This is a genomic window from Spirochaetota bacterium, from assembly GCA_030154445.1.
Lineage (GTDB): Bacteria > Spirochaetota > Brevinematia > Brevinematales > Brevinemataceae > Brevinema_A.
Genome location: JAGUQW010000011.1, coordinates 63,910 through 89,271, shown reverse-complemented (window position 1 = coordinate 89,271; position 25,362 = coordinate 63,910). Strand labels below are relative to the sequence as shown.

The 25,362-nt window shown below is 30.1% G+C and carries 27 protein-coding genes; 15 read left to right on the top strand and 12 right to left on the bottom strand.

The genetic code is table 11. The features are described 5' to 3' along the window. Nucleotides 1-57 precede the first annotated feature (57 nt). From KFW21_05365 to KFW21_05350, 4 genes are all read right to left on the bottom strand, one after another. Nucleotides 58-468, bottom strand: a complete 411-nt coding sequence (locus tag KFW21_05365) for a hypothetical protein (protein MDK2818859.1) — start codon at nt 466-468, stop codon at nt 58-60. Between the two features lie 91 nt (nt 469-559). Next, on the bottom strand, nt 560-1,027 hold the full coding sequence (locus KFW21_05360) for a GNAT family N-acetyltransferase (GenBank protein ID MDK2818858.1): 468 nt from the start codon (nt 1,025-1,027) through the stop codon (nt 560-562). Nucleotides 1,028-1,130: 103 nt separating this feature from the next. After that, on the bottom strand, nt 1,131-2,150 hold the full coding sequence (gene gap, locus KFW21_05355; GenBank protein MDK2818857.1) for a type I glyceraldehyde-3-phosphate dehydrogenase: 1,020 nt from the start codon (nt 2,148-2,150) through the stop codon (nt 1,131-1,133). A gap of 99 nt (nt 2,151-2,249) precedes the next feature. Continuing rightward, on the bottom strand, nt 2,250-2,744 hold the full coding sequence (locus KFW21_05350) for a hypothetical protein (protein ID MDK2818856.1): 495 nt from the start codon (nt 2,742-2,744) through the stop codon (nt 2,250-2,252). A gap of 217 nt (nt 2,745-2,961) precedes the next feature. Here KFW21_05350 and prfA point away from each other — a divergent pair, with 217 nt between their 5' ends. Together prfA and KFW21_05340 are read left to right on the top strand one after the other, a co-directional pair. Then, complete coding sequence (gene prfA, locus KFW21_05345; protein MDK2818855.1) at nt 2,962-4,020, top strand: peptide chain release factor 1; 1,059 nt, start codon at nt 2,962-2,964, stop codon at nt 4,018-4,020. Nucleotides 4,021-4,070: 50 nt separating this feature from the next. Beyond that, a complete protein-coding gene (locus KFW21_05340) occupies nt 4,071-4,184 on the top strand; it encodes a TM2 domain-containing protein (GenBank protein MDK2818854.1) in 114 nt (37 codons plus the stop codon). 100 nt (nt 4,185-4,284) lie between these two features. Here KFW21_05340 and KFW21_05335 read toward each other — a convergent pair whose 3' ends face one another. After that, nucleotides 4,285-4,890, bottom strand: a complete 606-nt coding sequence (locus KFW21_05335) for a hypothetical protein (GenBank protein ID MDK2818853.1) — start codon at nt 4,888-4,890, stop codon at nt 4,285-4,287. 40 nt (nt 4,891-4,930) lie between these two features. On the opposite strand from KFW21_05335, the gene KFW21_05330 reads away from it, so the two are divergent. The 4 genes from KFW21_05330 to KFW21_05315 are packed head-to-tail and all read left to right on the top strand — an operon-like array spanning nt 4,931 to nt 8,131. Beyond that, nucleotides 4,931-5,875 (top strand): RluA family pseudouridine synthase, encoded by a 945-nt coding sequence (locus tag KFW21_05330; protein ID MDK2818852.1) that lies wholly within the window; start codon nt 4,931-4,933, stop codon nt 5,873-5,875. A 16-nt stretch (nt 5,876-5,891) separates the two neighbouring features. After that, on the top strand, nt 5,892-6,236 hold the full coding sequence (locus KFW21_05325; GenBank protein MDK2818851.1) for a hypothetical protein: 345 nt from the start codon (nt 5,892-5,894) through the stop codon (nt 6,234-6,236). 6 nt (nt 6,237-6,242) lie between these two features. Continuing rightward, complete coding sequence (locus KFW21_05320; protein ID MDK2818850.1) at nt 6,243-7,052, top strand: hypothetical protein; 810 nt, start codon at nt 6,243-6,245, stop codon at nt 7,050-7,052. 26 nt (nt 7,053-7,078) lie between these two features. Then, nucleotides 7,079-8,131 carry an ankyrin repeat domain-containing protein gene (locus KFW21_05315; GenBank protein MDK2818849.1) on the top strand — a complete coding sequence of 351 codons (1,053 nt, stop codon included), beginning with the start codon at nt 7,079-7,081 and terminating at the stop codon, nt 8,129-8,131. A 69-nt stretch (nt 8,132-8,200) separates the two neighbouring features. Here the strand turns inward: KFW21_05315 and KFW21_05310 are convergent, their stop codons facing one another. After that, nucleotides 8,201-8,827, bottom strand: coding sequence for a hypothetical protein (locus KFW21_05310; protein ID MDK2818848.1), 627 nt, complete (start codon nt 8,825-8,827; stop codon nt 8,201-8,203). Between the two features lie 149 nt (nt 8,828-8,976). Here KFW21_05310 and KFW21_05305 point away from each other — a divergent pair, with 149 nt between their 5' ends. Both KFW21_05305 and KFW21_05300 read left to right on the top strand, forming a co-directional pair. Beyond that, complete coding sequence (locus tag KFW21_05305; protein ID MDK2818847.1) at nt 8,977-9,528, top strand: class I SAM-dependent methyltransferase; 552 nt, start codon at nt 8,977-8,979, stop codon at nt 9,526-9,528. Nucleotides 9,529-9,539: 11 nt separating this feature from the next. Then, the gene (locus KFW21_05300; GenBank protein MDK2818846.1) at nt 9,540-10,100 is read left to right on the top strand and encodes a Maf family protein; all 561 of its coding nucleotides are present in this window, start codon (nt 9,540-9,542) and stop codon (nt 10,098-10,100) included. Here the strand turns inward: KFW21_05300 and KFW21_05295 are convergent. After that, nucleotides 10,097-10,759 carry a hypothetical protein gene (locus KFW21_05295; protein ID MDK2818845.1) on the bottom strand — a complete coding sequence of 221 codons (663 nt, stop codon included), beginning with the start codon at nt 10,757-10,759 and terminating at the stop codon, nt 10,097-10,099. The two genes, KFW21_05300 and KFW21_05295, sit on opposite strands and share 4 nt — an antisense overlap. A gap of 139 nt (nt 10,760-10,898) precedes the next feature. On the opposite strand from KFW21_05295, the gene KFW21_05290 reads away from it, so the two are divergent. From KFW21_05290 to KFW21_05280, 3 genes are read left to right on the top strand one after another with little or no spacing between them, the layout of a single operon-like run. Further along, a complete protein-coding gene (locus KFW21_05290; protein MDK2818844.1) occupies nt 10,899-11,819 on the top strand; it encodes a tetratricopeptide repeat protein in 921 nt (306 codons plus the stop codon). After that, nucleotides 11,820-12,965, top strand: a complete 1,146-nt coding sequence (dprA, locus tag KFW21_05285; GenBank protein ID MDK2818843.1) for a DNA-processing protein DprA — start codon at nt 11,820-11,822, stop codon at nt 12,963-12,965. Nucleotides 12,966-12,968: 3 nt separating this feature from the next. Continuing rightward, entirely contained in the window at nt 12,969-13,892 is a 924-nt protein-coding gene (locus tag KFW21_05280) for an alpha/beta fold hydrolase (protein ID MDK2818842.1), read from the top strand. 58 nt (nt 13,893-13,950) lie between these two features. Here the strand turns inward: KFW21_05280 and KFW21_05275 are convergent, their stop codons facing one another. Further along, nucleotides 13,951-15,510: a septal ring lytic transglycosylase RlpA family protein gene (locus tag KFW21_05275; GenBank protein ID MDK2818841.1), complete on the bottom strand. Its 1,560-nt coding sequence runs from the start codon at nt 15,508-15,510 to the stop codon at nt 13,951-13,953. A gap of 264 nt (nt 15,511-15,774) precedes the next feature. Further along, the gene (locus tag KFW21_05270) at nt 15,775-16,152 is read right to left on the bottom strand and encodes a hypothetical protein (protein MDK2818840.1); all 378 of its coding nucleotides are present in this window, start codon (nt 16,150-16,152) and stop codon (nt 15,775-15,777) included. A 168-nt stretch (nt 16,153-16,320) separates the two neighbouring features. On the opposite strand from KFW21_05270, the gene KFW21_05265 reads away from it, so the two are divergent. After that, the gene (locus KFW21_05265) at nt 16,321-19,533 is read left to right on the top strand and encodes an AAA family ATPase (GenBank protein ID MDK2818839.1); all 3,213 of its coding nucleotides are present in this window, start codon (nt 16,321-16,323) and stop codon (nt 19,531-19,533) included. Between the two features lies 1 nt (nt 19,534). After that, complete coding sequence (locus KFW21_05260) at nt 19,535-20,200, top strand: hypothetical protein (GenBank protein MDK2818838.1); 666 nt, start codon at nt 19,535-19,537, stop codon at nt 20,198-20,200. Nucleotide 20,201: 1 nt separating this feature from the next. Here KFW21_05260 and KFW21_05255 read toward each other — a convergent pair whose 3' ends face one another. Genes KFW21_05255 through der form a run of 3 tightly spaced genes read right to left on the bottom strand, consistent with a single transcriptional unit; the run spans nt 20,202 to nt 23,064 of the window. Continuing rightward, the gene (locus KFW21_05255) at nt 20,202-21,170 is read right to left on the bottom strand and encodes an NTP transferase domain-containing protein (GenBank protein ID MDK2818837.1); all 969 of its coding nucleotides are present in this window, start codon (nt 21,168-21,170) and stop codon (nt 20,202-20,204) included. Nucleotide 21,171: 1 nt separating this feature from the next. Continuing rightward, entirely contained in the window at nt 21,172-21,645 is a 474-nt protein-coding gene (gene bcp, locus KFW21_05250) for a thioredoxin-dependent thiol peroxidase (GenBank protein MDK2818836.1), read from the bottom strand. A gap of 9 nt (nt 21,646-21,654) precedes the next feature. Further along, nucleotides 21,655-23,064 carry a ribosome biogenesis GTPase Der gene (gene der / locus KFW21_05245; GenBank protein ID MDK2818835.1) on the bottom strand — a complete coding sequence of 470 codons (1,410 nt, stop codon included), beginning with the start codon at nt 23,062-23,064 and terminating at the stop codon, nt 21,655-21,657. A 183-nt stretch (nt 23,065-23,247) separates the two neighbouring features. Between der and dcm the strand changes: the two genes are divergently transcribed. Together dcm and KFW21_05235 are read left to right on the top strand one after the other, a co-directional pair. After that, nucleotides 23,248-24,384, top strand: a complete 1,137-nt coding sequence (gene dcm, locus KFW21_05240) for a DNA (cytosine-5-)-methyltransferase (protein ID MDK2818834.1) — start codon at nt 23,248-23,250, stop codon at nt 24,382-24,384. Continuing rightward, nucleotides 24,374-25,345, top strand: coding sequence for an HNH endonuclease (locus KFW21_05235; protein MDK2818833.1), 972 nt, complete (start codon nt 24,374-24,376; stop codon nt 25,343-25,345). Before dcm ends, KFW21_05235 begins: the two co-directional genes overlap by 11 nt. The last annotated feature ends 17 nt before the right edge of the window (nt 25,346-25,362 follow it).

Here is a 25,362-nt window from a genome sequence, read left to right as displayed (position 1 = left end):
TCTCAAGATATATAATATCAAATTAGCCAAAATAGCTATTTTGTGTATAAATTATTGTTATTTATTTTTATATTCAGCAAGTGTTAGTTCTGGAAATTTCAAACGATCAAAGTTTTTCACCAAATATGGACTAGTGTCTCTTACATCCAAACCTTCACTACGGAGTTTAATAAGCTCATCAGATCGGAGTAACCACATTTTGCCCATACCAAGAGAATACAAAATGAAATAACAAAAATAACCTTTTGAGATATCTGTATCCACAGGTATCACTAATTCATTATTATATTCTTCTGTACGAGATAACATTTGGATTTCCATATATTGCGGAATATTATTTTCTTTTATATTCCTTATAATCACATTACATGATTGATCACTAGTTGACGCAGAAAATACATTGAAATTTTGTTGAATTAGTAAACCTTTGAGGTATTCTACCATGCGTTGATTTGTATTTCGTATCATTTATAATACCCCTATCTTTTATTGTATAAATTATACTATATTTATATAAAAGTATCTACAAAAAGAAAAAACTCTCAAAAGAGAGTAATTATTATAGTTTACATGTCATATAATTGGATATATTTTTAAATCCATGTTTTTGATAATATTTATTTAAATTTTTAAAAGCTGTTAATGCATGAAGTTCCATTGTTGCAAAACCTAAACTTTTTGCGTGCTGACGCGCAAATTCTATCATTTCTTCAGCAAAATGTTGACCTCTATAATCAGGATGAACAATTAAAGTATCTAAAATGATGGAAGGTTTTGTAGGGAATAATAAATCTATATGTGCTTCGTATTTAGAAATATCCATATAAGCAATTATTTTATCTTCTAATTTATACACAAATTGATAAAACCCATCCAAATCTATCATTTTCATAAGGCGATCTTCTAAAATATCTAGTGACTCCAATGGATTCATAAAATAAGGGATTTCGACTTGATGAATATTATACATCAATTCTAATAATGGAAGAACCTCTTTAACCTCATTTTTTTGTATGCTTTGAATCATGTTAAACCTCTTATAATTTTATAGTTAATTATAGCATAGTTATTTAAAATAATCTATATAAAAAAACGACCCTCTATAAAGAAGGTCGTTTAATTGAAAAATTTTATACAAAATCAGAAACAATTTTACAAAGGTGAGCAAGACGATTTGAGAATCCCCATTCGTTATCATACCATGAAAATACTTTAACTGTTTTCTTATCAACACCACCAACAGCTGTTAACTTAGAGTCAACAATACCTGAGTGTGGGTTTCCTACGATATCTTTAAGAACCAAAGGATCAGTTGAATATTCAACAGTTCCCTTTAGGTATCCTGTAGCAGCTGCTTGAAGAGCTTTGTTTACTTCTTCAACAGAAGTAGATTTAGAAACTTCAAAAGTCATATCTGTAATAGATCCAACTGGTGTTGGAACGCGTAATGAACAACCGTCTAATTTTCCTTTTAATTCAGGAATTACTAAACCAATAGCTTTAGCAGCACCAGTAGAAGAAGGAACAATATTTTCAGCGGCAGAACGAGCTCTTCTTAAGTCACTATGTGGACTATCTAATAATTTTTGATCCATTGTGTACGAATGAATAGTAGTCATGAAACCAGAAACAATACCAAAAGCATCATTTACAGCTTTTACAACACCAGCCATAGAGTTTGTAGTACAAGAAGCATTAGAAATAAATTTCATTTCTTTTGTGATTAAGTTGTGATTAACACCAATAACAGTTGTCAAATCAACATCATCAGCACTTTTTGAAGGAGCAGAAAGAAGAACTTTTTTTGCACCAGCTGTGATATGAGCAGTCATACCTTCACGAGTTGTAAAAATACCTGTTGATTCAATAACAATATCAACCCCTAATTCTTTCCAAGGAAGTTTTGTTGCATCTCTTTCAGCAAGAAGCTTGATTTTTTTACCAGCAACTACAAGAAATCCATCTTCTAATTTTACATCACCTTGAAATGGTCCATAAGTTGAATCATATTTGAAAAGGTGAACAAGTACTGCAGGATCTGTTAGATCATTAATTGCAACAATTTCGTATGCTTTAGAATAATTCGCTAAATAAGCACGCAAAGTACAGCGTCCAATACGCCCAAAACCATTGATAGCTATTTTTGCCATTTGAGGCCTCCTGATAGGATAAAATTCATTTTTTATATCACTATATAAAGTATAACACATATTTGAAATTATACAAATTACAAGATTTATTTTTATCGATTATCTATAAAGTCGCCATTTACGACCTTTTTTTTGCTCCAAATTATTGATCAATTCTGTTGAACTTCCTGTAGATTCAGCAGTATATAGTGTACAACTGTTTTGCAAATGAAAGCCAATATATTGATTACGGTTATCTTGTTCTTGAAAAATAACTGTATCATAAAATTTAAGAGAAGATGCTGATGCTAACGCTTCTTCTTTACCTAACAATGTATATGAATGATTTGCTGGATACTTATTAGGCACCATATTTTTTTTTTCAGTTTTGATAGCATATTTATTTTCATTGATATCTATATATAGGTAGGTATCCTTGTCTTTAGAATTCTCTTCTGATCTCCACATAGTACCTCGTAATTCTGAGAATATTTTTTTCCCTGTATCAATATTAGGAATATGTGTGCTTCTTGGTCCTAGATTATTATAATTTGTATCAATAATAAAAGAACAAGAGGTAATCATCAATGCTAATAAAAAAATATTTTTTTTCATGGTATCCACCACCTTAAGTAAACATTTTATAATACTAACTACACAAATCATATATTATTATAGTAAAATTATCAAGTATTATACTTTAAAAAGTATATATTAATAATAATTTGAACATTAATTATCTATTTAATATAACCTTGATAATTTCATTACATTATGCTATACTAAAAAAAATTAACTCAATCCACACTCGAAATTTATTTAAGGAATTTTTATGCACCCAAAATCTGGAGATAAACTGCTTCTTATTAAAGAATTAGATAACCAATTAAATTCTCTTAGCCCTTCTGATAGGGAGTATGGTAAAGTAGCAAAAGAGCGTGCTTCTTACGATGACTTTATTACTAAAAATAATGAATATAACCAAATAGAAAATACTATCACTGAATATTCAGAGTGGTTAAATTCTCCTGATAACGAACTAAGATCTCTTGCAAAAGAAGAGATGCCTCTTTTAAAAGAACAATTAGAAAAAGCATACCAAGATGTTCTATTATTACTCATCCCTCAAGATCCTATGAAAGATAAGAATGCTCTGGTAGAAATTAGAGGTGGTGCTGGTGGTGATGAAGCAGCATTATTTGCTGGTGATCTTTTCCGTATGTACTCTCGTTATGCCGAAACACAACGTTGGAAAATAGAAGTTATTTCTTCTAGTGAAGCTGGAGTCGGTGGTTACAAAGAAATTATTTTTACGGTTAGTGGTAAAGGTGTTTTTGGGGCTCTCAAATTAGAAAGTGGTGTTCATAGAGTTCAACGCGTCCCAACAACTGAATCTAGTGGGCGTATTCACACTTCTACTGCATCTGTAGCTGTACTTTCAGAAACTAGCGAAACAGATGTAACTATTGATGAAAAAGATCTCAAAATAGATGTTTATCGAGCAAGCGGTGCTGGCGGACAACATGTTAACAAAACAGAATCTGCCGTTCGTATTACTCACCTTCCATCAGGATTAGTCGTTACTTGTCAAGATGGGCGTTCTCAAATCCAAAACAGGGCTTCAGCAATGATGGTTCTTCAATCTCGCCTATACGATATGGAATTACAAAAACGGCAAGGGGAAGAATCTGAAAAGCGTAAAGCTCAAATTGGCTCTGGTGATAGATCAGAAAAAATTCGTACCTATAACTTTCAAGAAAATCGTGTTACAGATCACAGGATCAAACTTACTTTACACAAGCTAGACACTATTCTAACCGGTGATCTTACAGAATTACTCAATCATCTAAAAAGCAGTCAAGAATTATTATTCTTAGAACATTTATCTTAAATAATTTAAGTATGATAATAAATTAGTATAAAATAAGGATTATACATTATATGAAAAGTGATAGATCTCTATTAACCACTTTGATTTTATTTTTCTTCTTTGGATGGATATCGGCTCATAGATTTTATGTAGGAAAGAATGTTTCAGCTTTGATTTATTTATAGCTCAATTATGTGGTATTGGTTTGATAATTGATTTTTTTCTAATAATAACAGGAAATTTTACTGATATTAATGGTAAAAGAATTTTATAAAATTAATAAATTTACTTAGCGGTACTTACTTGTAAGGCTAAAATTTTTTCTCTATTTTGTTGAAGCTCGTCTAAGATTTGACTATATATTTCTTCAAAATCATAAGGATCATTCGTGATCGTGTAAATTTTTTGATCAAAATCAATTAAGGTCTGATCTCTATTAGAGTTCAATTCGCCGACTATGTCTCTCGCTTTTTGAGCTTCTTCAACAGCTTTTCTACGATAAATTAATGCTGAATTAAAATAAAATTCTGCAATTTCATAACCATCCAGATATTCTTTATAAAAATCATTATTATAAAAATAAATATTCTCTTTGTAGAATAATCGTCCATATTGGACATACTCATCAGCCAGACGCTGATTTAAATGAGCATTAACAGCATATTGATATTTTTGATATTGTTGTTCGTTAGTAACTTTGATCAGAGCCTTGATAGGATGATCAAAGGGCATTGCTAATGCTAACTCCAAAAAATAAATATTACGCGCAATAGCATCCTGTCTTTCATTTTGATTGAGAGTACGAGAATCCATCTTCAGTAGATCCTCTTTCGTGCTTAATCTTTTAGGCACTGCTTGCACCATAAAATCTGAAACATTTGCGTATACCATATTGCAAGTTAAAATAAGAAAATATAAAAGGACTTTATTCATGTTACCAATATCGGATTTTTTTGAAAAATATGAAGATTTTAACGAATTGAAGTTTGTTATTGATGAATCATTAGTAGGTATTCGTATAGATGCAGCTATTACTCAACAAGAACCTTCTGTGTCTCGAAGTTCTCTCAAAATACTGGACTATTCTATTCTTATAAACGGTATAGAACCAAAACTCTCTCACAAATTATTACTTGGAGAAGAAGTTGAATTTTATTGGTCTCAACATGTAGAAATTTCTTTTGAGCCAGAACCAATCCCATTGACTATTATTTATAGAGATGATGATCTTATGATTGTAGACAAACCATGGGGATTAGTCGTTCATCCTGCCAAAGGACATGAATCTGGTACGCTTGCCAATGGTATTTTACACTATTTACAAACAGAAAATATTGATTATAATTTTGGAGAAGAGGGTCGTGTTGGTATTGTACACCGTTTGGACAAAGATACCCGCGGATTGATGATTATAGCTCTTAACGAACATTCATCTCGTGCCTTAAGCGAAGCATTTAAAAATAGAGAAATCACTAAAGTGTACAAAGCTCTTGTTAAAGGACTCACTCCTGAACATGGAATTCTTGAAGGTAATATTGGTCGTTCTACTAATGACAGAAAAAGAATGGCTGTACTCAAGCGTGGTGGGCGTGATGCTCGTACCGATTACAAAGTATTAAAATATCTCAAAGAACATACTCTATTAGCATGCAAACTCTTTACAGGAAGAACACACCAAATTCGTGTGCATTTATCTCAAGCTACCTACCCTATCGTTAATGATGAACTTTATTCTCGTCAACGCGTTCATTTACCTGGAATGGGATTAATTGCTTGTCATTTAAGTTTCAAGCATCCAAGAACTGGCAAAGAGATGTCTTTCACTCTTCCTGATCCTCCGGCTTTTACACAATTAATAGAAAGTTTAGACAAATAATCAATAGGGTAGTCCTATGTATTTTAGACCAGCTCAAGTCAAAGATTTGTACTTAGAAAAAGATCTTGTTTTGGAACAGTGTTTTGTATTAGAAAATCATAGTGGTGTTTTAGGACTTGTATCTTTTCAAGAAAACACTATTACAATGATACATATAAAGGAAGAATACTATATAACTTTTTTAGAAATGATAGAAGAATATTTGTTTATGAAATATTCTTCTATCATCCTCCTCAATCCCTTAGCAAGCATAAATCTAACAGAGCATCAATGGGTATTTCATCAAACATACTATACAAAAGACAAAAAATCTTTTATTGATAGCCAGTATACTATGATAGTCCATCAAATATCGGAGTAAAAATCTGTGATTAATCCTAGAAAATTTGCATTATTAGGCACCAAGCAAAAAATCTATAAAATTGCTTCTACTATTAGAAATTGTGAAATAGCTCTCAAAAATGGAGAAACTATTGATATTAACGAAACGCTTGCTTATACAGATGCAATAAAAAATCAAGAAGGGCGAAAAATCCTTAAAACTATTGAAATAGTAGAAATGATAAGAAATGTACATACAATCAAAGAAGTGTCCGAACAAATTAAAACTCTAAATTTTGCTTATCATGATCTTTTAGACATTTTAGAACAAAAAATAGACGAAGATAAAAAGTTTTCATTTATTCAATTTGATGATCTCAACAAAGAAGCTATTCGCTATCCTTGGATTGGTATTTTGGATAATCTTCGTTCTCCTATGAATGTGGGGACTATCTTTCGTTCTGCTGATGGATTTGGAACAGGAGAATTATATCTAACAGGAATTACTCCTTGCCCTCCCCATCCCAAATTAGAAAGAACAGCACTTGGTGCTGAAAATTTTGTACCTTTTCAATATTTTTCTACCACAGAAGAAGCTATTCAAGTAGCCAAACAAAAATCATACAAAATCATTGCTCTTGAAGTGGTAGAACCTTCAAAGAATTTATCAGAAATCACTTGCTTTGAAAACTGTGCTTTTATTTTTGGTAATGAAGAGTTTGGTATTACAAGTTCTATCTTAGAATTATGTGATAATGTTGTTCGTTTACCTTTAGTCGGTAAAAAAAATTCAATTAATGTAGGTAATGTTTTTAGTATTGTATCACACTATATTGCTGAAAATATATATCATTAATACTATAATTATATTAAGGAATTGATATGAATATTTTTATTATAGTACTGTTATCAATACCTGTTTTAGGATTTTCAACATCTAATCAAGAATTTCTTGATGCCTTACCTACTGGTTCGCCAAAAATTATACAACAGTATATAGATAAGGGAGCATATCCTAATCAAATAGATTTTCATACAGGATACTCTCCTTTACTAATCACTCTTATAGAAGGTAACACCCCAGCAGCTATCACGCTCATCAACAATAAGGCAAAAATCAATTTTATTTCTGAAGATCAACATACAGCCTTAATTTTTGCTGCTCAATACGGTCATGCTAAAGTTGTAGATCTACTCATTAAAAATAGTGCTAATATTGATTTTACCAATGATCAAGGATCAGCATTAAACTATGCAGCTAAGTATGGTTTTGTACCTATTATTAATAGCTTGTTAAGAGCTGGAGCTAATATTAATAACATTAATATAGATTTATACACTCCTCTTATGCAAGCATCTTGTAATGGACATCAAAAAGCAGTTCAGCTACTCCTCAAAAATAATGCAAATCTTTCTTTCTTCGACAAGCAAGGATATTCAGCATTAAGTCTTGCTACTATAAATAATCACCCTAAAATTATTCAAATGCTCATCAAAGCTGGTGCTGACCCTCATATTATCAACAAAGATGGTTTATCACTTCTTATGTTAGCTAGTCAAAATGGCAGCATAGAAAACATAATATATTTTCTTAAACAAAATATAGCTTTAACTATCACAGATCATAATAAAAACGATGCTCTCTTACTTGCTGCCTACAAAAATGAAACGCAAGCTAGTGATATTCTTATTAAAGCTGGCTCTGATGTCAATAGACAGAATAATGAGGGATGGACAAGTTTACATATTGCTACCTTTTATGAATATGAAGAATTAGCCAAATTATTAATATCTTATGGAGCTGATCCTACTATCAAAAATAATCAAGTACAATCTGCTTTAGATTTTGCTATTAAAGAAAGGAATGAGAAATTATTTGAATTATTTAAATCTACAAACTCCAATCAACAAATATTAATACCAATAATCCAATAAGCTCATCAACAAAATATTAACAATAAAAAGCCCCTTTATAAAAGGGGCTTTTTTAGTAGTGTTATATGATTATTTTTGTATGTTAGTAGATAAGAGATATTTTTCTGTATCTAAGAAGTCAGATAAATTTGGATTAGCTATGATAAGTGCTAAAGCAGCTTTCGCCTCATTTTGAGTATCAGCTTCAACAATATACAAGTTGAATTCGTCTTTTAACCAATATCCTTCATATTCAACTTCATCTCTAGACCAATTTTTTACGATAGCAGCATTGCGACTTGCTGTTTTTTTAGTAGCTGGATCAACAGTTTCTCCTGAAAGAGCAACATCTGTCAACCACACTAATTTTGCATAGTCATCGGAGTCAACTCTTTCCATTCTACCATTTTCCATTTCTCTTTCAACAACCCATGATTTGTTATCAAAAATCACAAATTCAGTTTCTACTTCTAATTTGCCATCATCGTAGTCTTTTTCTGTTTGATACCAGACAGTATTATATAAGCGTTGAATTAAATCAAAATCGCCAATTCTGGTGTCTGCACTAATAGTTTTTGTAGATTGTAATGATCTACCTTCTTTGATTTTGAAATCCTCACTAGGAATATTTTCTGTAACCATTTTACCTATTTGGTTTTTATCTGATGTATTACAACTAGCAACACTAAATAATATTAATATTAATATATTTTTCATGATATTCTCCATAATAATTTTATTTATCTAAAACGATTTATATTTTCTTACAAAAAAAATATATCATTTAAGGATATACTATACTATACTATAATTAATCATATATTTCAACTATTATCAACAACATACTATCAAAAAAGGATGAAAAAATGGATATATCTAATTATCTAACAGAATTAATTTTATGGAATACTACTCACAATCTCGTTTCCAAAAATGAAATCAACAATTTAGAAGAACATGTAGACGATTCATTTTCTCTCTGTGAGCTGATTAAAGAAACAAAACATCATACTATTATAGATATAGGATCTGGTGGTGGATTCCCCATTATCCCTTTAGGTTTTTGGATTAAAGAGGAAAAATTGCCTATTACATTAATTGCTACAGATATCAAAGAAAAAAAATTATCTTTTTTGACATTATGCAGTAGAAAATTTGAATTAGATATTAAAGTAGAAAATTTAACAAAAAAATTTATTTTTGAGCAAGAGTGTCTCATTATTAGCCGTGCTTTTTCTTCTCTCACAAATATTTTGATTTGGAGAGACAAACACGCACCACTCGCTAAAGATTTTTTAATTCTCAAAGGAAATACCGTAGAAGAAGAGTTGAAAGAAGCACAAATATTAGAATATAAACTCATCAAGAATCCTAGAGGCTATATTGTCCAATTTACCCATTTACCTGCTTGTAAATAAGGAAACAGCTTATGAATAAAATAATTTTAGCTTCAGAATCCGAAGGTAGAAAAGAGTTGTTTACTCAGTATTTTGGCACACAATTTGAAACTTATCCGTCTAACTTTATAGAAAAAGATTATTTTCATCTTCCTCCACAAGAAATGGTTCACCAATTAGCTCAACACAAATCAGCTACTGTCGCTCTTAATTTTCCAGATGATTTTGTCTTTGCTTTTGATACTACAATATCTTGTAAAAATAAAAATCTAGGTAAGCCTCAAAATATAGAAGAAGCTTATCTTATGCTTCAATTTCTTAACCAGAAAATACAAACTGTTTGGACTGGCTATTCTATACAATACAAAGATATTCAAACTAGTGGAACAGAGTGTGCTGAATTAATTCTTTCTATTACAGAGGAAGAAATTCATACCTATATCAACACTTATCCAGTTACTAAATTTGCTGGTGCCTATGCTATCCAAAAACAAGATACAAATATTATTGTTAAATCTGGTTTTATAGATACTATTATTGGAGCTCCTATGCATATCGTTTTAGATTTTCTAAAGGTTCATCAACACTATTAAAACAAAAATCCTACAGTCAATCCATAAACTAAGGCATGATCAAAACGCACATCATTTATGTCAGGAAATTCAAATCCAGATGTTATTGATTCTAGCTTATTGAAATAAGAAAAACTCATGATATAACCAATATCTATACCAAAGGTAATTGCAGAATATTTTGTAAAATTATATACAGCTCTTAGTGATAATTCTGCACCCAGATTTACAGGTGTGTTAATATCTTCAATATTCATATCTACATAACGCTCTATAGATGCCAAATCTACAGTCATCCCTCCATTTAAGAAAAGACCCCATCCTTTCCCTGTATCTTCTTTGATCGTATTAATCAAACGACTAGATCCACCAAATAAAAAACCCCAACGAAATTCATTCATAAAAGTATCTATCCGTTGACACTTCGCAAAAGGTGTTGCAAATCTAATTTGAATATAAGAACTATAGCCTAAAAGCCCTTTTCTTTCTTGAGGAAAGAATTCCAGCAAGCTCATACTGTATCCAAAATCTTTGTGATCAGAATCTTTCGGTGCTTTTATATTATGTACTCCCATAAATCTTGTTGATGTACCTATACTACCTGCTGTGTATTTAGCAAAAATTAGTCCCGATTGTAAAATTCCTACCAATAACCCTAATACTAATAATTTACGATTCATTTATTCTCTCCTAATTGTATTCAATCAAAAATACTATATTAAGTTATTTTTATCAAATATGTTTTATTATATATAGAGATTATTGACACTTTTGGACAATTATACATATAATATATATAAATAATATTAAGGAATATCAATGAAATTCAAAGGTGGTTCTTATTTTTTATTAATTCTCCTAGGTGGTGTTATCGGTTACATGCTTGGAGTATCTATGGATCCAGTAGACCGTGCTATTCGTAAAGCTCAAAAAATAAATAGAGCAAATTTAGCAAACATTTCTTCTCTCCGAGAAGGAGGGGCTATGAATATTTTTGGTATTTTTACCAAAAAAACATCCTTACAAGAAAAAATTAACACAGATATTACTTTTAGTAATGAATATGTCAATAGAATCAATAATGATCTAGCCAAAAAAGAAAAAGCTATTGAATTATTAGATGAAACAAAAGAATTTATCAAGCTTGCTACTCAAGAAGTATTTATCGATAGTAGTCTGCAAAAGTATTTATATTCTTTGGGACGCGTTCAATTACAAAATGGGATGATTTTTCAAGCTCTTACAAATCTCCAACGCTCTTATAGTATCAATCCAAATGATTCCTCAACCACACAATTACTATCTTCATCTTACCTTGCCCTTTATCAAACGCTCCCTGCAGGCTCTGAGAAATCACAAGCAGGAGAATCAGCGATAAGATTTCTCAAATTAACACTGTTAACCAAACCCAATAGTATTAATACTATGTATGGCCTTGCCTTAATATATACAGATCAAGGTCTCTACCAACAAGCACTTCCTCTATTTTTACAGATTATAGACAAAGATCCAGAACATATTGATTCTTTATTAGGAGTCGCTCGTATCTATTATGATCAGGGAGAGCGTAACAAAGCTCGACGCATCTATGAACAAACAGAAGCTCTTATCTTAGAACTCAAGAATAAAAAATATTTTACCAGAAAAGAATTAAATATTGGAGTTTTGGATTATAAATTAAAAGTTATTAGAAATAATTTGGAAATATTATACAGCACTCAAAAACTAGGTATCAATTAGATGATAGACAAATATTTGTACACTCTTATTGCCTTTTCTGCTACAGATATTATTGGTTATAATCGTTTTATAAGCATCAAAAAAAAATTTAACGATATCAGTGAATTTTTAGAATGTGATCTTAACTATCAAATGAATCTATTAGGTCTCAAAACAGAACTAGCTAAAAAAATACTTCTTAATATGAAAAAACAAGCTGATATTATTATAGAACAATGTGAACAAAAAAAGATAAATTTTATTCCTCATAATAGTTCTCTCTATCCTCCCTTACTAAAAGATATTATAGACCCTCCTTATTTGCTTTATTCTCAAGGAATCATGAATCCAACAATCCCTCTTATTGCGGTAATAGGAACAAGAAATTCTACTCCTGAAGCAGAAGAGATTAACAAATGGTTTTGCAAAACTTTTGCACAATATGGTTTGGGCGTAGTAAGCGGACTGGCAAAAGGTCACGATGCTATTGCTTCTGATACAGTATTAAAGCATGAAGGGTATACCATTGGTGTTCTCGGTACTGCAATCGATACAGTATATCCTTCCAGCTCCTCTTATCTTTTTCAAAAAATAAGAGAGAAAGGTGTTTTAATATCTGAATATCCACCAGGAATGACATCAACTAAATGGAGATTTCCACGAAGAAATCGTATTGTTAGTGGATTATCTCAAGCTGTTTGTGTCATACAAGCACCAGAAAAATCAGGAACTATGATCACTGTAAATATAGCTTCAGAACAAGGGAAAGATGTTTATGCTGTACCAGGAAATCCTATGATCAATCAAAATAGTGGTACAAATATTTTAATCCAAAAAGGTACCAAATTAGCTTTAAATCCTATAGATATTATTCAAGATGTATTAAAATCAAATCCAAATTTGGAAACAATTCAATTTTTAGCTCAAGATAGTTCTCAAATAATAAAAAAAGAAGATCTTGTAGAAGAAATTGTAGAAGAAAACCAATATTCTTTATCTACAGAAGAAGTAAAAATATTGGAATTAGCTTACGAACATATTCACATTGATGAGATTTCAAGAACTCTAGAAATGAATATTTCTACATTAAATGGACTACTCACTATGATGGAGATCAGAGGTCTTATCATCCAAAAACCAGGACAAATTTATATTAAAAAGGGTTAGGTTATGATGATAATAACATTGATAATAATATCAACGATAGCTGTTGTTTTTGCGATTGTGTCTACTCAAACATTATACTTACATCAAAGACCAGATAAAGAAATATTAACGAAAGAATTTTCTACTCATCACGATTTTTGGTCCAAAAAAGAAGGAAACAAATCTCTCTTAATAATGCTCCATGGAATGTATTCTCACCCCAGTATCTTTCATGATACAGCTCAAAAAGTATTACAAGATGAGTGGGATGTTTATGCCCCTATTCTTCCTAATGCTTCTAATTCTTATGAAGATCTTACTAGCCAACAAGTATACTTATGGGAAGATAGTTTGAAGGTAGCATTTCAAAGATCTTTGATCCACAATCAAGGGTATACAAAAATCGTCCTTGCAGGTCATTCTCAAGGAGGAGCTTTGGCATTAACAATAGCACCATCTTTATCTTTTTTAAACGGATTGATTTCTGTAGCAACACCTATAAATCTAATTCATAAGAAAAACAGTGTTATTAGAAATATTGGAATAATGTTATCAGGGCTCTTGGTGTTTTTAATCCCCAAAAAAGGCTTGTCTACAAATAATAAATATTATAAAGAAAGAAAACTCGTAGAAAATTATGGATCTCCTCGAGAATTTCATTTTGGATTAACACTACATTCTATGAATTTAGGCTTAAAAAAAACAAGGCAAAATCTCCATCACATTACAATACCTTGTTTACTAATCCATGAAAAGGGAGATAAAACAGCTATCTTTGAAGATTTACTATATGTTAAAAAACGTATAAATTCTTCTTCTATTAAAGAAGTACTTCTTGATACACCCCTTTCCATAGACCCTTACTCTAAAAGACATAAGCTATTTACTTATATTCATACAAAAAATCAAGTTGCTCAAGAAATAGTTGATTTCTTGAAAACATTATAAATAAAAATTATGTTAAAAAAAACACTCCCTCTATAAGGGAGTGTTTTTAACATACATATTAAATGTTATTCTCTTTTTCATAATCAACTTTAATAATTCTATTTTCAATTTGATGGATTTTTTCTAATTCTTGAGAACTTTTTAATGCTTCATCAATATTTGTAAAATAACCTACACGAACACGCATTAGATTTTTATTTTTAATTTTTATATCTGTAATATAAGCATTAAAACCAGCCTCTCGCAATGAATTATAAAGTTCCAAGGCATTTTTTTGTTTACTAAAAGCACCCAATTGAATAATATAATGATTACCTATTTTTTGTGGTGTAAAAGGTTCTGTATTTTTTTCTTCAGATGTTAGTGGACTTACTGGTGGTTCTGGTACTTTTTCTTCAGATGTTAGTGGACTTACTGGTGGTTCTGGTACTTTTTCTTTAGGTGTTGGTGGACTTACTGGTGGTTCTGACTGAGGATACTCAGAAATATCATACCCATAGTCATCTTCTTCAGATAAAGGTAATAGAGTATCTCTACGATCATTAGTAGGGCTTGCATCTAAATTATAAGCAGTATCTTGAGCATTCGTTGGTGCTGTAGGTGATACTAAACTATTAGCAATTTCATCTTGAAAACTATAAGGATCTGAACTTTCATTAAATAGATCTGAAAAAGGATCATCATCAATATTATCTTCTAACAATTGCTTTTCTGACGATGTTATTTTATTAGGGATACTATTTAAAGCTTCTGGTGTAGCATGGGATACTGCTACATACTCATCATCTGGACCAATAGTAATATTTGACAAAGGATCATCTATAAGAATATCATTTGTATCACTAATAAAACCAGTAGCCTCTACAGCAGGATTATTATTAGCAAAACTTGAAGGAGAGTTTGAAATCACTTGTGCTTTTAATTCTGAATCTTTATTTACTAATTCTGATTGAAAATCATCATCCATAAAATCTAATTCATCATCAATATTAGCAAATAGCTCATCATTACTATTAAATAAATCATCACTAGCAAGTTCTTCATAATCTTCAGCTTCTGTATATTCTTCTTCAGTATCAACAGGAAATGTATCCTCTTCTTTTTCCGGTGTAACATTGTTAGTAGGAGTATTAGCAAGATTATAAGGAATATCTTTTCCTATTGGAGGGGTAGGCAAACCTATAGGAGAAGGTAAAGAAGTACCTAATTCTAAGATAGTAATTTTAACAAAAGTTGTTCCTTCTGCAATAAATTCAAGTATAGTAGCAGCTTGTTTTGATAAATTCAACACTCTGTTTTGTTCAAAAGGCCCTCTATCATTAATAATAACTTCAACTTTTTTACCATTACTGAGATTTTCGACCTCTATTCTCGTACCAAAAGGTAAAGATCTATGTGCCCCTGTTAAAGTATCTGGAGCATATTTCGCACCACTGGCAGTAGTTTGATCGTTAAAATCATTACCATACCATGAAGTAATACCGTATAGATATTTGGTTGCATTATCTTTTGTAATACGAGCTGCTTGTTGAGTAAATACAGGTGATATACTTGATATTATCAAAACAACTAGTAATACAGGTACAACTTTTGTTGCCTTTTTTACAACATTCAACATGGAGTCCTCCAGTATGTTAATAGTATTTTATTTTAATAAGACACACTTTCATGATGTATCTATTTTTAATCTATTAAAATAATTCGGTAACATAAAAAAAATCTTTACATAACATATAAAATAATTTTAAAATAAAAAAATCTCTTATAAATAATTATAAGAGAAATTAAATTTTAAAACCTATACTGAAAATATTATATTTTTTTAAATATCATAAAAATAAAGTGAATAAATTTCATAATATACTATCTATATAGTGTAAAATTACAAAAAAAACTTTTCTTGAATACCAATAAAATAAATATTTTCAAAATTTATATTTATCATAGTATTTACTATTTTCGTTACATATATAGAAGAATCTATTAGTACTATTCCCAAAAAGTTACCATCTAATGTTTTATATACAGCTTTAGAAGATGTATATACAGAATCTAATATTAATACCAGAGACGAATCTGTATGATCATTATATATCTGTAATCGTCTACCATTATTACTAAAATGTAGGTAGTTATATTTATAGTTAAAATTTTGATTTGACACTCTATTAGAAAATAAATTAGATTTATTTACAGTGAATTTGTGTACTTGAAGTAGAGAAAGTATTAAACATGTTACTAATAATGTGAATATCTTCATTTGTATATCTTTCCTTTTTGATTAAAATATACCCTATTTCAATCAAATTATAACACAAATACAATTTCTATTCAATATATTAAACCAAAAAAATAACAATTTAAATTACTACTTTACAAGCAATCATTTTTAGGTGTATAATACAAATAATAAATGATAAGGGCATGTATGAGTATTTATTTAAAATCTTTAGAAATATCTGGCTTCAAATCGTTTGGTACAAGAACATATATAGAATTTTCTGAAGGAATTACTGGAATTGTAGGACCTAACGGTTGTGGTAAATCTAATGTTGTAGAATCAATGAAATGGGTACTAGGTGAACAAAGTGCCCGTTCTCTTCGCGGTGAAAAAATGCAAGATATTATTTTTGCTGGAACAAAACACCGTACTGCCTCAGGAATGGCAGATGTTGCGTTAACTTTTAACAACGAACTTAAATGGCTCCCTCTTGACTTTCCAGAAGTTTCTATAGGTAGGCGTGTTTTTCGTTCTGGAGAAGGACAATATTTTGTTAATGGGGTTCGTTCTCGTCTAAAAGATACTACAGAACTATTTCTTGATACTGGTGTGGGGAAAGATTCCTATGCTATCTTTGAACAAGGTAAAATCGATAGACTTTTATCAGAATCTGCAGAAGATAGACGGATTTTGTTTGAAGATTTTGCAGGTATTTCCAAATTCAAATTTAGAAAAGAAGAAGCTGAAAAAAAATTAGCACAAGCTCGTGAAAACTTAGAACGATTACAAGAAACTATTGATCGTTTGGAAAAAGAAATCAATATTTTAGAAATTCAAGCAGTAGATGCCGAAAATTATAATACAATTAATAATGAACTTCGTGAAATGGAAGTAAAATTTGAAGTTGCTCGTGTTAATAACATGAAAAGAGAAATAACTCGTCGTGAAAATGAAATTATCAAATTAAAAGAAGCTCTTGCTCCTATGACTATCAAATTAAATGAAATTGAAGAACAAATAAAACTTTCTGATGCTTCTTTGGGAGAAAAAGAATCCCAATTTGGTCATATGAATGAACAAAATATTAAACTAGAAAAAGAACTGTCTGCATCCAAGATTCGTTATGAATCAGCAAAAAAAAATATTGCAGATAGTAATGTTCGCTTGCATGAAATAACAATCAGATCCAAACAAGATCTCGAGCGTATTGAAGAATGGGAAGACATCTTATTAGAAAAGCAAGATGCAATTACTGATGCAGAAAAAAAACAGCAACTAGCTAAAAAAATACTTGATACTGCAGAAGCATCTCAACAAGAACTAAAAAATAAATCCTTACAATTAGAAGAAAATTTATTAGAATTATCTAAAGAACATGGATTCAAAAAAGTATTAAGCCATGATGACATCAATAATATACGCAAAAAAATTGCTGAACTTCAAGGGCAACTTTATGTACAAGAATCAACAATTATTTCTTTGGAAGATGAAATTAAATTAAAAACACAATATCTTCAAGAAGAAGAACAAGAGTTTCAACAATTACAAAAAAAATTAGAAATTGTACAACAAGAAAAAGAACTAGTTTCTACAGAAAAAAATACTATTGTATCACAAATCCATGCTATAGAACAAGAAATACTATTATTAGAAAAAGACTACAAAAAAATTATTGAACAATCTAAGGAGTGTGACAAAATAATTCTTACTAACATGGATCAACAAATTGTCAAACTAAAAGATTTTCAAACAGATTATTCTATACGAAAATCCTCATTAATTGCATTACTAGACAAATCTCAAGAAATCGTTCAAAAAGGATCTCCTATTACTAAGGATATGTTCAATGAACTGCGTAATACTATTAACGCTCATGAAGATGCTTATACTCTTTTGCTAAGTGATATTTTTGGTGAGGGTGGAACTTTTTCTGAGAAGATTATTCTTTCTGAAAAGATGGAGCAAATTGCTCTATCTTTAGAAAATGCAAGAGCTAATCTTACTATAGTAAGACAAAATCTTGATAAAGTATCACAAAAAGAAAATGTCATCTTTCAACAAGTTGCAGAAATTGATATACTACACAAATCATCACAAAAAGAATATATTAAAACTGAAAAAAATATTGCTCAATTATCTTATCAAAAAACCCAAGCTCAAGGAATATTTGAACTTGAAAAATCTCAAATGATTACTAACAGTAGTAAGCTTGAAAAAATTGAAACTATCGTGAGTGATTATGATAAAAAATTAACAGATATCAGAAATAAAAATTACCAATTTCAAGAAGAACTCACCAATGCTCGTATCAATTATAATAGTACAGAAACACAAAGCAAAGCATTGCAAAATGATATGAAAACTCTTGAGGAGCGTATCACAGACTATCGTAGACAAATTACAAATTTTGAACATGATGCGTATCAAATTACTAAAAGAAATACTGAGTTACAAGAAGAAATAGAAGACCTATTAATAGAACAAGATGAACTTAATCCAGAATTGACTAGAATCCAAGAGGATATGAAGCAACATTTTACAGATATTGCGGATCTCAGACAAACTAAAAAAGTACTAGAACATATGCATAAAGAAAATGTAGAACAATTTAATAAATTGCGTATGAGAGAAAGTGAAATCGAGGGCTCTCTTTCTGAAAGAAAAGCTACTATGCTTACTATGGTACATGCACTAAAAGAACAGTTCAACATTAGTGATACTGATATTACTTTAGACAAAGAGGAAACCACAGATCTTTTGAATAATCGTATTAGGCAGTATCGCGATAAACTTCACCAAATGGGTAATGTGAACCTTCTTGCTATTGAACAATTTCAAACTACTAAAGAACAATATGCTACTTTAATTTATCAGAAAGAAGATATAGAAAAAGCTACTAATGATACCGAAATGCTCATCAATGATACAAATAAAGAATCTGCAGAAAAATTTGTAGTTGCTTTTGAACAAATCAGAAAATCATTCCGTACCTTATTTTCAGAACTCTTTAATGGTGGAAAAGCTGATCTTATTCTTAAAGATAAAGAAGATCCTTTACGCTCTGGAATTGATATTATGGCAGAACCTCCGGGACAAAAATTTCAAAATGTTAGTCTTCTTTCTGGAGGACAGCGTGCTATGGTTGCAATCGCCGTTATTTTTTCTATTTTAGAACTAAAGCCAACTCCTTTTGTTATCTTAGACGAAATGGATGCACCTCTTGACGATGAAAATATTGATCGTTTCAAAAGACTTTTGGTACGATTCAAAGGAACAAGTCAATTTGTTGTTGTATCTCACTCCAAATCTACTCTTGAAGTATGTGATGTGTTATTTGGTGTTACTATGGAAGAGCTCGGTTGTTCCAAAGTAGTCAGTGTTGCCTTTGATGAATCTGAAGATTTACTATTTGCTGAATAAAATGAGTAAATTTTATATAATTTTTGTATTTTATATATTAACGGTACTTACTGCTGATAATTTTACTATAGATACAAATGTAGTAATAATACCAAAATTTACAGATATTAAAATACTACTAAAAGCTACTGAGGAAAGACCAGATTTCAGAGTTCAATATTTACAATACAATCCACATTTATGGATGAATAATCCAAGAACAACGCTGATTTTTAGTGAAGCCTTATATAAAATAGGACGCTATCAAGAAAGTTTAGCTTTTGGTCATTATTTATTACTAAAGCCGTTATCTTATTTCAATAAAGGTAAAAACTATTTTACTATTGCCAAAAATTATATTGCTCTAAAAAATATCAATCAGGCTCACTATTATCTACATAAAGCTATTACAAGAAACAATCAATATTATTATTTTTATTATGCTCGCTTTGAAGAATATAATGGTAATTTTTTACTTGCTATAGAATTATATCAAAAATCTTTAAATCATAAATTTGGAGAAAAAGATTATATTTTAGCAGGATATTCTAGAGTCTTAAATAATGCCTTAATCTATTATAAAAACAGAGACAAAGAATTGTATAATTATTATATGAATCTGATAAAAGAAAATCCTCGTCTTCCACAAGGGAAAGCGAGGATAATTGAAAAAGCTATAATTTGGTAATTTATATTAAATATTCATCAGAAGAAGAAAATTTCTCTATATTCATATTTCTACCAAGATAGGAATCGATAATACGAGAATTTTTGATCCTTGTATTAATATCTACTATGGTATTCACTAATGTTGAATCATCAATAATTACATTTTCAGCCAAAGATACATTAGGGCCTATAGTGGCATTAGTAATTTTCACACTAGGGTGTATCCATACAGGTTCATAAATAATGACACTTTTATCAAAGGTGGTGGAAGTAGTATTATTTTTTTGAAGCAGTGTTTTATTAGCTGCTAGCAAGTCTTTGTGATTGCCACAATCATTCCAATCTTTAATCAACAATCCTTCAAACTGTTCTCCCAAGTCCATCATAATACGCATAGAATCAGTGATTTGAATTTCACCTTTTGTACGAATATCTTGAGCTATTTGGTAAGCAATAGCAGAAAAAACACTCTGAGCAGAAGGAAAATAATAAGTTCCAGAAATCGCAAGATTGCTTTTGGGGTTTACTGGTTTTTCTTCCATATCAGTAACAAAACCTCTATCGTCCAGACTTACTATTCCAAATTGGCTAGGATCTTCTACAGTAACTACAGAAATTCTATTATGAGAACTTTGCAACATTTTTGTCCAATCTATCGTAAATGTTTGATCACCTAATACTACAAGCATATCTTCATCTTTGGCAAAAGCATCCCTAGCCTGATATATAGCGTGACCAAGTCCCTGAGGATCTTTTTGTTCTAAAAATTTCATAGCAATATTTGGGTATTTATTTTTAAGATGAGTTTCTAATTCTTCTTTCATGTACCCTGTCACAAAAACAAATTCTGTGGGATTTAATGCTATTAGTTCTTCCATTAAATGATCTAGAATACTTTGACCTGCAACAAACATTAATGGTTTTGGAACAATTGTAGTATGTGGCAATAAACGTGTGCCTTTACCTGCTAATGGCAATACAATTTTCATATTACTTTGCTCCGAGTAATTGTTTTAATATTCTTAATACACGAGTACCATGATCCTTAGCTTTGACATTATACATAGCTTCTTCAATAATACCTTCTGGGTTAATAATAAAAGTACTTCTTGTTAATCCTGCATACACAGTACCCATAAATATCTTTTCGCCCCATACTTTATAAGCACTAAGAGTAGATTTTTCTGTATCTGAAAGTAATATAACTTCTAGTTTGTTTTTTGTAGTAAATTTTTGGTGACTTTCTATACTATCTCCATTAATTCCAATGATATCAACCCCTAAAGCTTGAAATTCTGGATACAAACAAGAAAAATTTATAGCTTGTAAAATACACCCAGGAGTGCTATCTTTGGGATAAAAATAAACTATTACCCACTTGCCAACATAATCACTAAGTGAAATTTTATTACCAGATAACGAATCTAAAGAAAATTGAGGTGCACTATCTCCTTTTTTCAACATGAGATACCTCTATTTTTTATTTTTTTTATTTGGATGTTTTTTTACAGGTCTTTCTTCATCTCTTTCTCTAAAAGTAAGCGTAATAGGTACTCCAGAAAATTCAAAAGCGGTACGCATTCTATTTTCAAGAAATCTTGGAAAATCTTTTCTAAGATTGTCTTTTTTATTAATAAAGAAAACAAATCTTGGTGGTGCTGTATATACTTGAGAACTGTAATAAATTTTTAAGCGAGCAGCAGATTTTTCACCATCATATTCTATAAAGTTTTTAGCTAGCCAATTATTAAAAGTACCTGTTACAACTCTATGATGGAAATCATGTCTTACTTTAATTGCTGTTTCTAATAACTTGTCTGTTTTATAATTATCTTTTCCAGAAATAAAGCATACAGGAGCATAATTAAACTCAGGCAGAGCTTTTCGAATTTTATCTTCCATTTCTTTCATCAAATCTTGATTTTGTTTCCCACTGTTCCCTTCTGTATCCAAAAGATCCCATTTGTTAAGAGCAAAAACCATAGCTCGTTTTTTTTCTTGAATCATATTAGCAAGAACTTTATCATGTCGTGCAATCTCATCAATAGACGCATGAGCATCAATTAATAGAATAGCTACTTCAGCATGCTCTATAGCTTGAGCAGAACGGACAGTTGCATAATATTCAATATCATCTTTTATTTTGGCATTTCTTTTGATACCAGCTGTATCTGTAATACGAATCTTTGTACCATTATGATAAATAATTTCATCGGTAGCATCTCTAGTAGTTCCAGCAATATCACTAACGATCATTCTCTCATAACCAAGTAAAGTATTCAGCAACATCGATTTACCAGCATTAGGTCTACCCACAATAGCAATACGCGTTTCTTCAGTTAGTTCGGCTTCATCATCATTACCAGCAAAAACACCATCAAGATTATATAATTTAGCTTCTATTTCTTCTAATAATGTCGTAAGTCCTACTTTTTGGATTACCGATACAGGAACAACTTTGTCAAATCCCAATGAATAAAACTCTGCGGAAGATATTCCATATGTTCTATTATCAGCTTTGTTTGCTACAACGATAGTCGGGCAGTTAGTTTTTTTGATCATCAGTGCTAGTTCATCATCAAGAGGGTGTACATTTTGAGCATCTACCACAAATAATACAATATCAGCATGGCTGATGGCATAATTTATTTTGATTTGAGCAAGTGAATCAATAGTATCTTCTGTTTCCAAATAACCAGCTGAATCCCATACCATAAATCGAGGATACTGTGGATGTGAAGAAGTTCCAGAAACGATATCTCTCGTAACCCCTTCCGTTGCGTCAACAATAGATTTTCTTTTCCCTACTAAATAATTAAATAGTGATGATTTGCCAGTATTTGGTCGTCCAACTATAGCCACAATAGGCATTAATTTATCCATGTTCCATCCTAAAATTTACTCTATATAGTATACTTTAAAATCGTTTTTTTTTCAAGCTGTAAGCATAGTATAATAGAGAAATAATTATATTATTATTATTTTTTATCTCAGTATATCTAAAACATTGATAAATCTACTCAAATATAGTATAATTATTACATAATTATTTACAGGAATTTATTAATGAGTACAAAAACTTTAATTAAACCTTCTCAATCTACTAATATTAATAAATACAATATTAAATCGTTAAATATCGCAACTGTATTTAGTGGGATAGGATCTTTTGAACAAGCGCTACAAAGAATGAATATAGAACATGATATCGTTTTCGCTTGTGACATAGATAAATTTGTTAAACAAAGTTATTTTGCAAATTATAACATATCAGAAGAGCGATGGTATAATGATATCTCAGATATAGATGGTACTTCATACAAAAATCTTGATATTTTAGTCGGAGGTAGCCCTTGTCAATCTTTTTCTATGGTAGGAAAAAGAAAAGGTTTAGAAGATACTAGAGGACTCCTAGTTTTTGAATTTATCAGAGTGCTACAACAAAGTTCACCTAGCATATTTATTTTTGAAAATGTTAAAGGGTTATTATCTCATAATAGTGGAAACACATGGAAGTTAATAGAAAAAGAATTCAAAGATTTAGGGTATACTATTTTTTCTCAAATTTTAAATGCAAAAAATTTTGGAGTTCCTCAAAATAGAGAAAGGGTTTTTGTGGTGGGGTTCAAAAATCCTTTTATTAATTTTAATTTTCCTTCTACCATTCCTTTGGAATATACAATGCAAGATTTTTTAGAAGATACTTGTGAAAACAAATATTTTTTACCTGAAAAAGGGATAGCATTTGTAACACAAGAAAAAAACTTGAAAAAAAAATACACCCAAATTAATGGAAAAATTGCTTTATGTCAAAAGGCAAATCAACAATTTAACTGGCATGGTGATTTTGTTCAATATATTGAAAAGTATTACCTATCAGATAAAGTTAAAAAATATGTATTAACTAGTGGAACAAAAAATTTCAAGACTAGTACAAAAACAGATCTAGAAATAGCTCGACCACTATTATCGACAATGGCAAAAATGCACAGAGCTGGTGTAGACAACTATATTACAAGAGATACTAGATTAAGAAAATTAACCCCTAGAGAATGTTTAAGATTGATGGGGTTTTCTGATCATTTTAAAATAGTTGTAAGTGATACGCAAATGTATAGACAATCAGGAAATTCAATAGTATCAGATGTTTTAGTCCATATCATAGACAAAATAATAAATACAGGTATATTTAATGTCATATAGTGAATTAGGAAGAATTGAAAATATAAATATCACTGATTCTTGGGTAAAATATAATAAAGTTGGTGAAGGTAGTGGTGAAGCTAGATTATATGTAGGGCAAAATAGTGAAAAACATGTTTTTTTTACATCTACCAATCAATCAATATTTACTGCTTTTGTTTTAAAAAAAGATTTAGCACAGTATTTAAATGATGCTGAATTTGAATATCAAAACCCTTCAAACGATTATAGAAACCGAGAGTCTTTATATGAAAATTTTATTACATACAAACAAAAACTATATGACTTACCAAATATCATCTATTTTGATTTTGAATTTGCCCCTGATACAGCACAAGATCAAAATAGATGTTATATTCGAGCATTAGACACTTCTAACAATTCTATATACACATTCCTGAGAGAAATTCTTTTCCCAAATTTGACTAAAATTGATATTGTCAAAATTAACTTTGATAATGATAGAATAGAGTTTTATTATATACCAAAATTAGAAATACAATATAATCATTATCAACAATTAACCAGGCTCAAAAATCTTGAGGATACAATCACTGAATCAAAATCTATAGAACCTACAGAGAACGAACAATTAATTCTATCTAGGAGAGGACAAGGTAGATTTCGAGCAAATTTAATTGAAGAAATGGTATGTTGTCCTCTAACAAATGTAAATGATTCACGATTATTACTTGCTAGTCATATAAAACCATGGGCAGAATCTAATAATGAAGAAAGGTTAGACCATTATAATGGATTATTATTAACTCCTACCTTTGATAAATTATTTGATCAAGGATTGATAACATTCACTAATCCAACTCAAATATTGTTTTCTTCCCATTTAAGCGAACAAACAATAGAATTATTAAAATTACGAGAATTTACTCCTAATATTAATCATTTTGATTTACGTGAACAATATTTTATTTATCATCATCTAAATATTTTCAAAGGGTAATTAAGCGATTCTCTAAG

Excerpts from the sequence above, each read along its gene's own strand:
- KFW21_05365 (MDK2818859.1), bottom strand. The coding sequence starts at position 468 with ATGATACGAAATACAAATCAACGCATGGTAGAATACCTCAAAGGTTTA.
- KFW21_05300 (MDK2818846.1), top strand. The coding sequence starts at position 9,540 with ATGAATAAAATAATTTTAGCTTCAGAATCCGAAGGTAGAAAAGAGTTG.
- KFW21_05335 (MDK2818853.1), bottom strand. The coding sequence starts at position 4,890 with ATGGTATACGCAAATGTTTCAGATTTTATGGTGCAAGCAGTGCCTAAA.
- KFW21_05280 (MDK2818842.1), top strand. The coding sequence starts at position 12,969 with ATGATGATAATAACATTGATAATAATATCAACGATAGCTGTTGTTTTT.
- KFW21_05330 (MDK2818852.1), top strand. The coding sequence starts at position 4,931 with ATGTTACCAATATCGGATTTTTTTGAAAAATATGAAGATTTTAACGAA.
- KFW21_05235 (MDK2818833.1), top strand. The coding sequence starts at position 24,374 with ATGTCATATAGTGAATTAGGAAGAATTGAAAATATAAATATCACTGAT.
- KFW21_05360 (MDK2818858.1), bottom strand. The coding sequence starts at position 1,027 with ATGATTCAAAGCATACAAAAAAATGAGGTTAAAGAGGTTCTTCCATTA.
- KFW21_05260 (MDK2818838.1), top strand. The coding sequence starts at position 19,535 with ATGAGTAAATTTTATATAATTTTTGTATTTTATATATTAACGGTACTT.
- KFW21_05350 (MDK2818856.1), bottom strand. The coding sequence starts at position 2,744 with ATGAAAAAAAATATTTTTTTATTAGCATTGATGATTACCTCTTGTTCT.
- KFW21_05290 (MDK2818844.1), top strand. The coding sequence starts at position 10,899 with ATGAAATTCAAAGGTGGTTCTTATTTTTTATTAATTCTCCTAGGTGGT.
- der (MDK2818835.1), bottom strand. The coding sequence starts at position 23,064 with ATGGATAAATTAATGCCTATTGTGGCTATAGTTGGACGACCAAATACT.
- KFW21_05340 (MDK2818854.1), top strand. The coding sequence starts at position 4,071 with ATGAAAAGTGATAGATCTCTATTAACCACTTTGATTTTATTTTTCTTC.
- KFW21_05325 (MDK2818851.1), top strand. The coding sequence starts at position 5,892 with ATGTATTTTAGACCAGCTCAAGTCAAAGATTTGTACTTAGAAAAAGAT.
- dprA (MDK2818843.1), top strand. The coding sequence starts at position 11,820 with ATGATAGACAAATATTTGTACACTCTTATTGCCTTTTCTGCTACAGAT.
- KFW21_05310 (MDK2818848.1), bottom strand. The coding sequence starts at position 8,827 with ATGAAAAATATATTAATATTAATATTATTTAGTGTTGCTAGTTGTAAT.
- KFW21_05315 (MDK2818849.1), top strand. The coding sequence starts at position 7,079 with ATGAATATTTTTATTATAGTACTGTTATCAATACCTGTTTTAGGATTT.
- KFW21_05255 (MDK2818837.1), bottom strand. The coding sequence starts at position 21,170 with ATGAAAATTGTATTGCCATTAGCAGGTAAAGGCACACGTTTATTGCCA.
- dcm (MDK2818834.1), top strand. The coding sequence starts at position 23,248 with ATGAGTACAAAAACTTTAATTAAACCTTCTCAATCTACTAATATTAAT.
- KFW21_05295 (MDK2818845.1), bottom strand. The coding sequence starts at position 10,759 with ATGAATCGTAAATTATTAGTATTAGGGTTATTGGTAGGAATTTTACAA.
- KFW21_05270 (MDK2818840.1), bottom strand. The coding sequence starts at position 16,152 with ATGAAGATATTCACATTATTAGTAACATGTTTAATACTTTCTCTACTT.
- KFW21_05305 (MDK2818847.1), top strand. The coding sequence starts at position 8,977 with ATGGATATATCTAATTATCTAACAGAATTAATTTTATGGAATACTACT.
- gap (MDK2818857.1), bottom strand. The coding sequence starts at position 2,150 with ATGGCAAAAATAGCTATCAATGGTTTTGGGCGTATTGGACGCTGTACT.
- prfA (MDK2818855.1), top strand. The coding sequence starts at position 2,962 with ATGCACCCAAAATCTGGAGATAAACTGCTTCTTATTAAAGAATTAGAT.
- KFW21_05275 (MDK2818841.1), bottom strand. The coding sequence starts at position 15,510 with ATGTTGAATGTTGTAAAAAAGGCAACAAAAGTTGTACCTGTATTACTA.
- bcp (MDK2818836.1), bottom strand. The coding sequence starts at position 21,645 with ATGTTGAAAAAAGGAGATAGTGCACCTCAATTTTCTTTAGATTCGTTA.
- KFW21_05265 (MDK2818839.1), top strand. The coding sequence starts at position 16,321 with ATGAGTATTTATTTAAAATCTTTAGAAATATCTGGCTTCAAATCGTTT.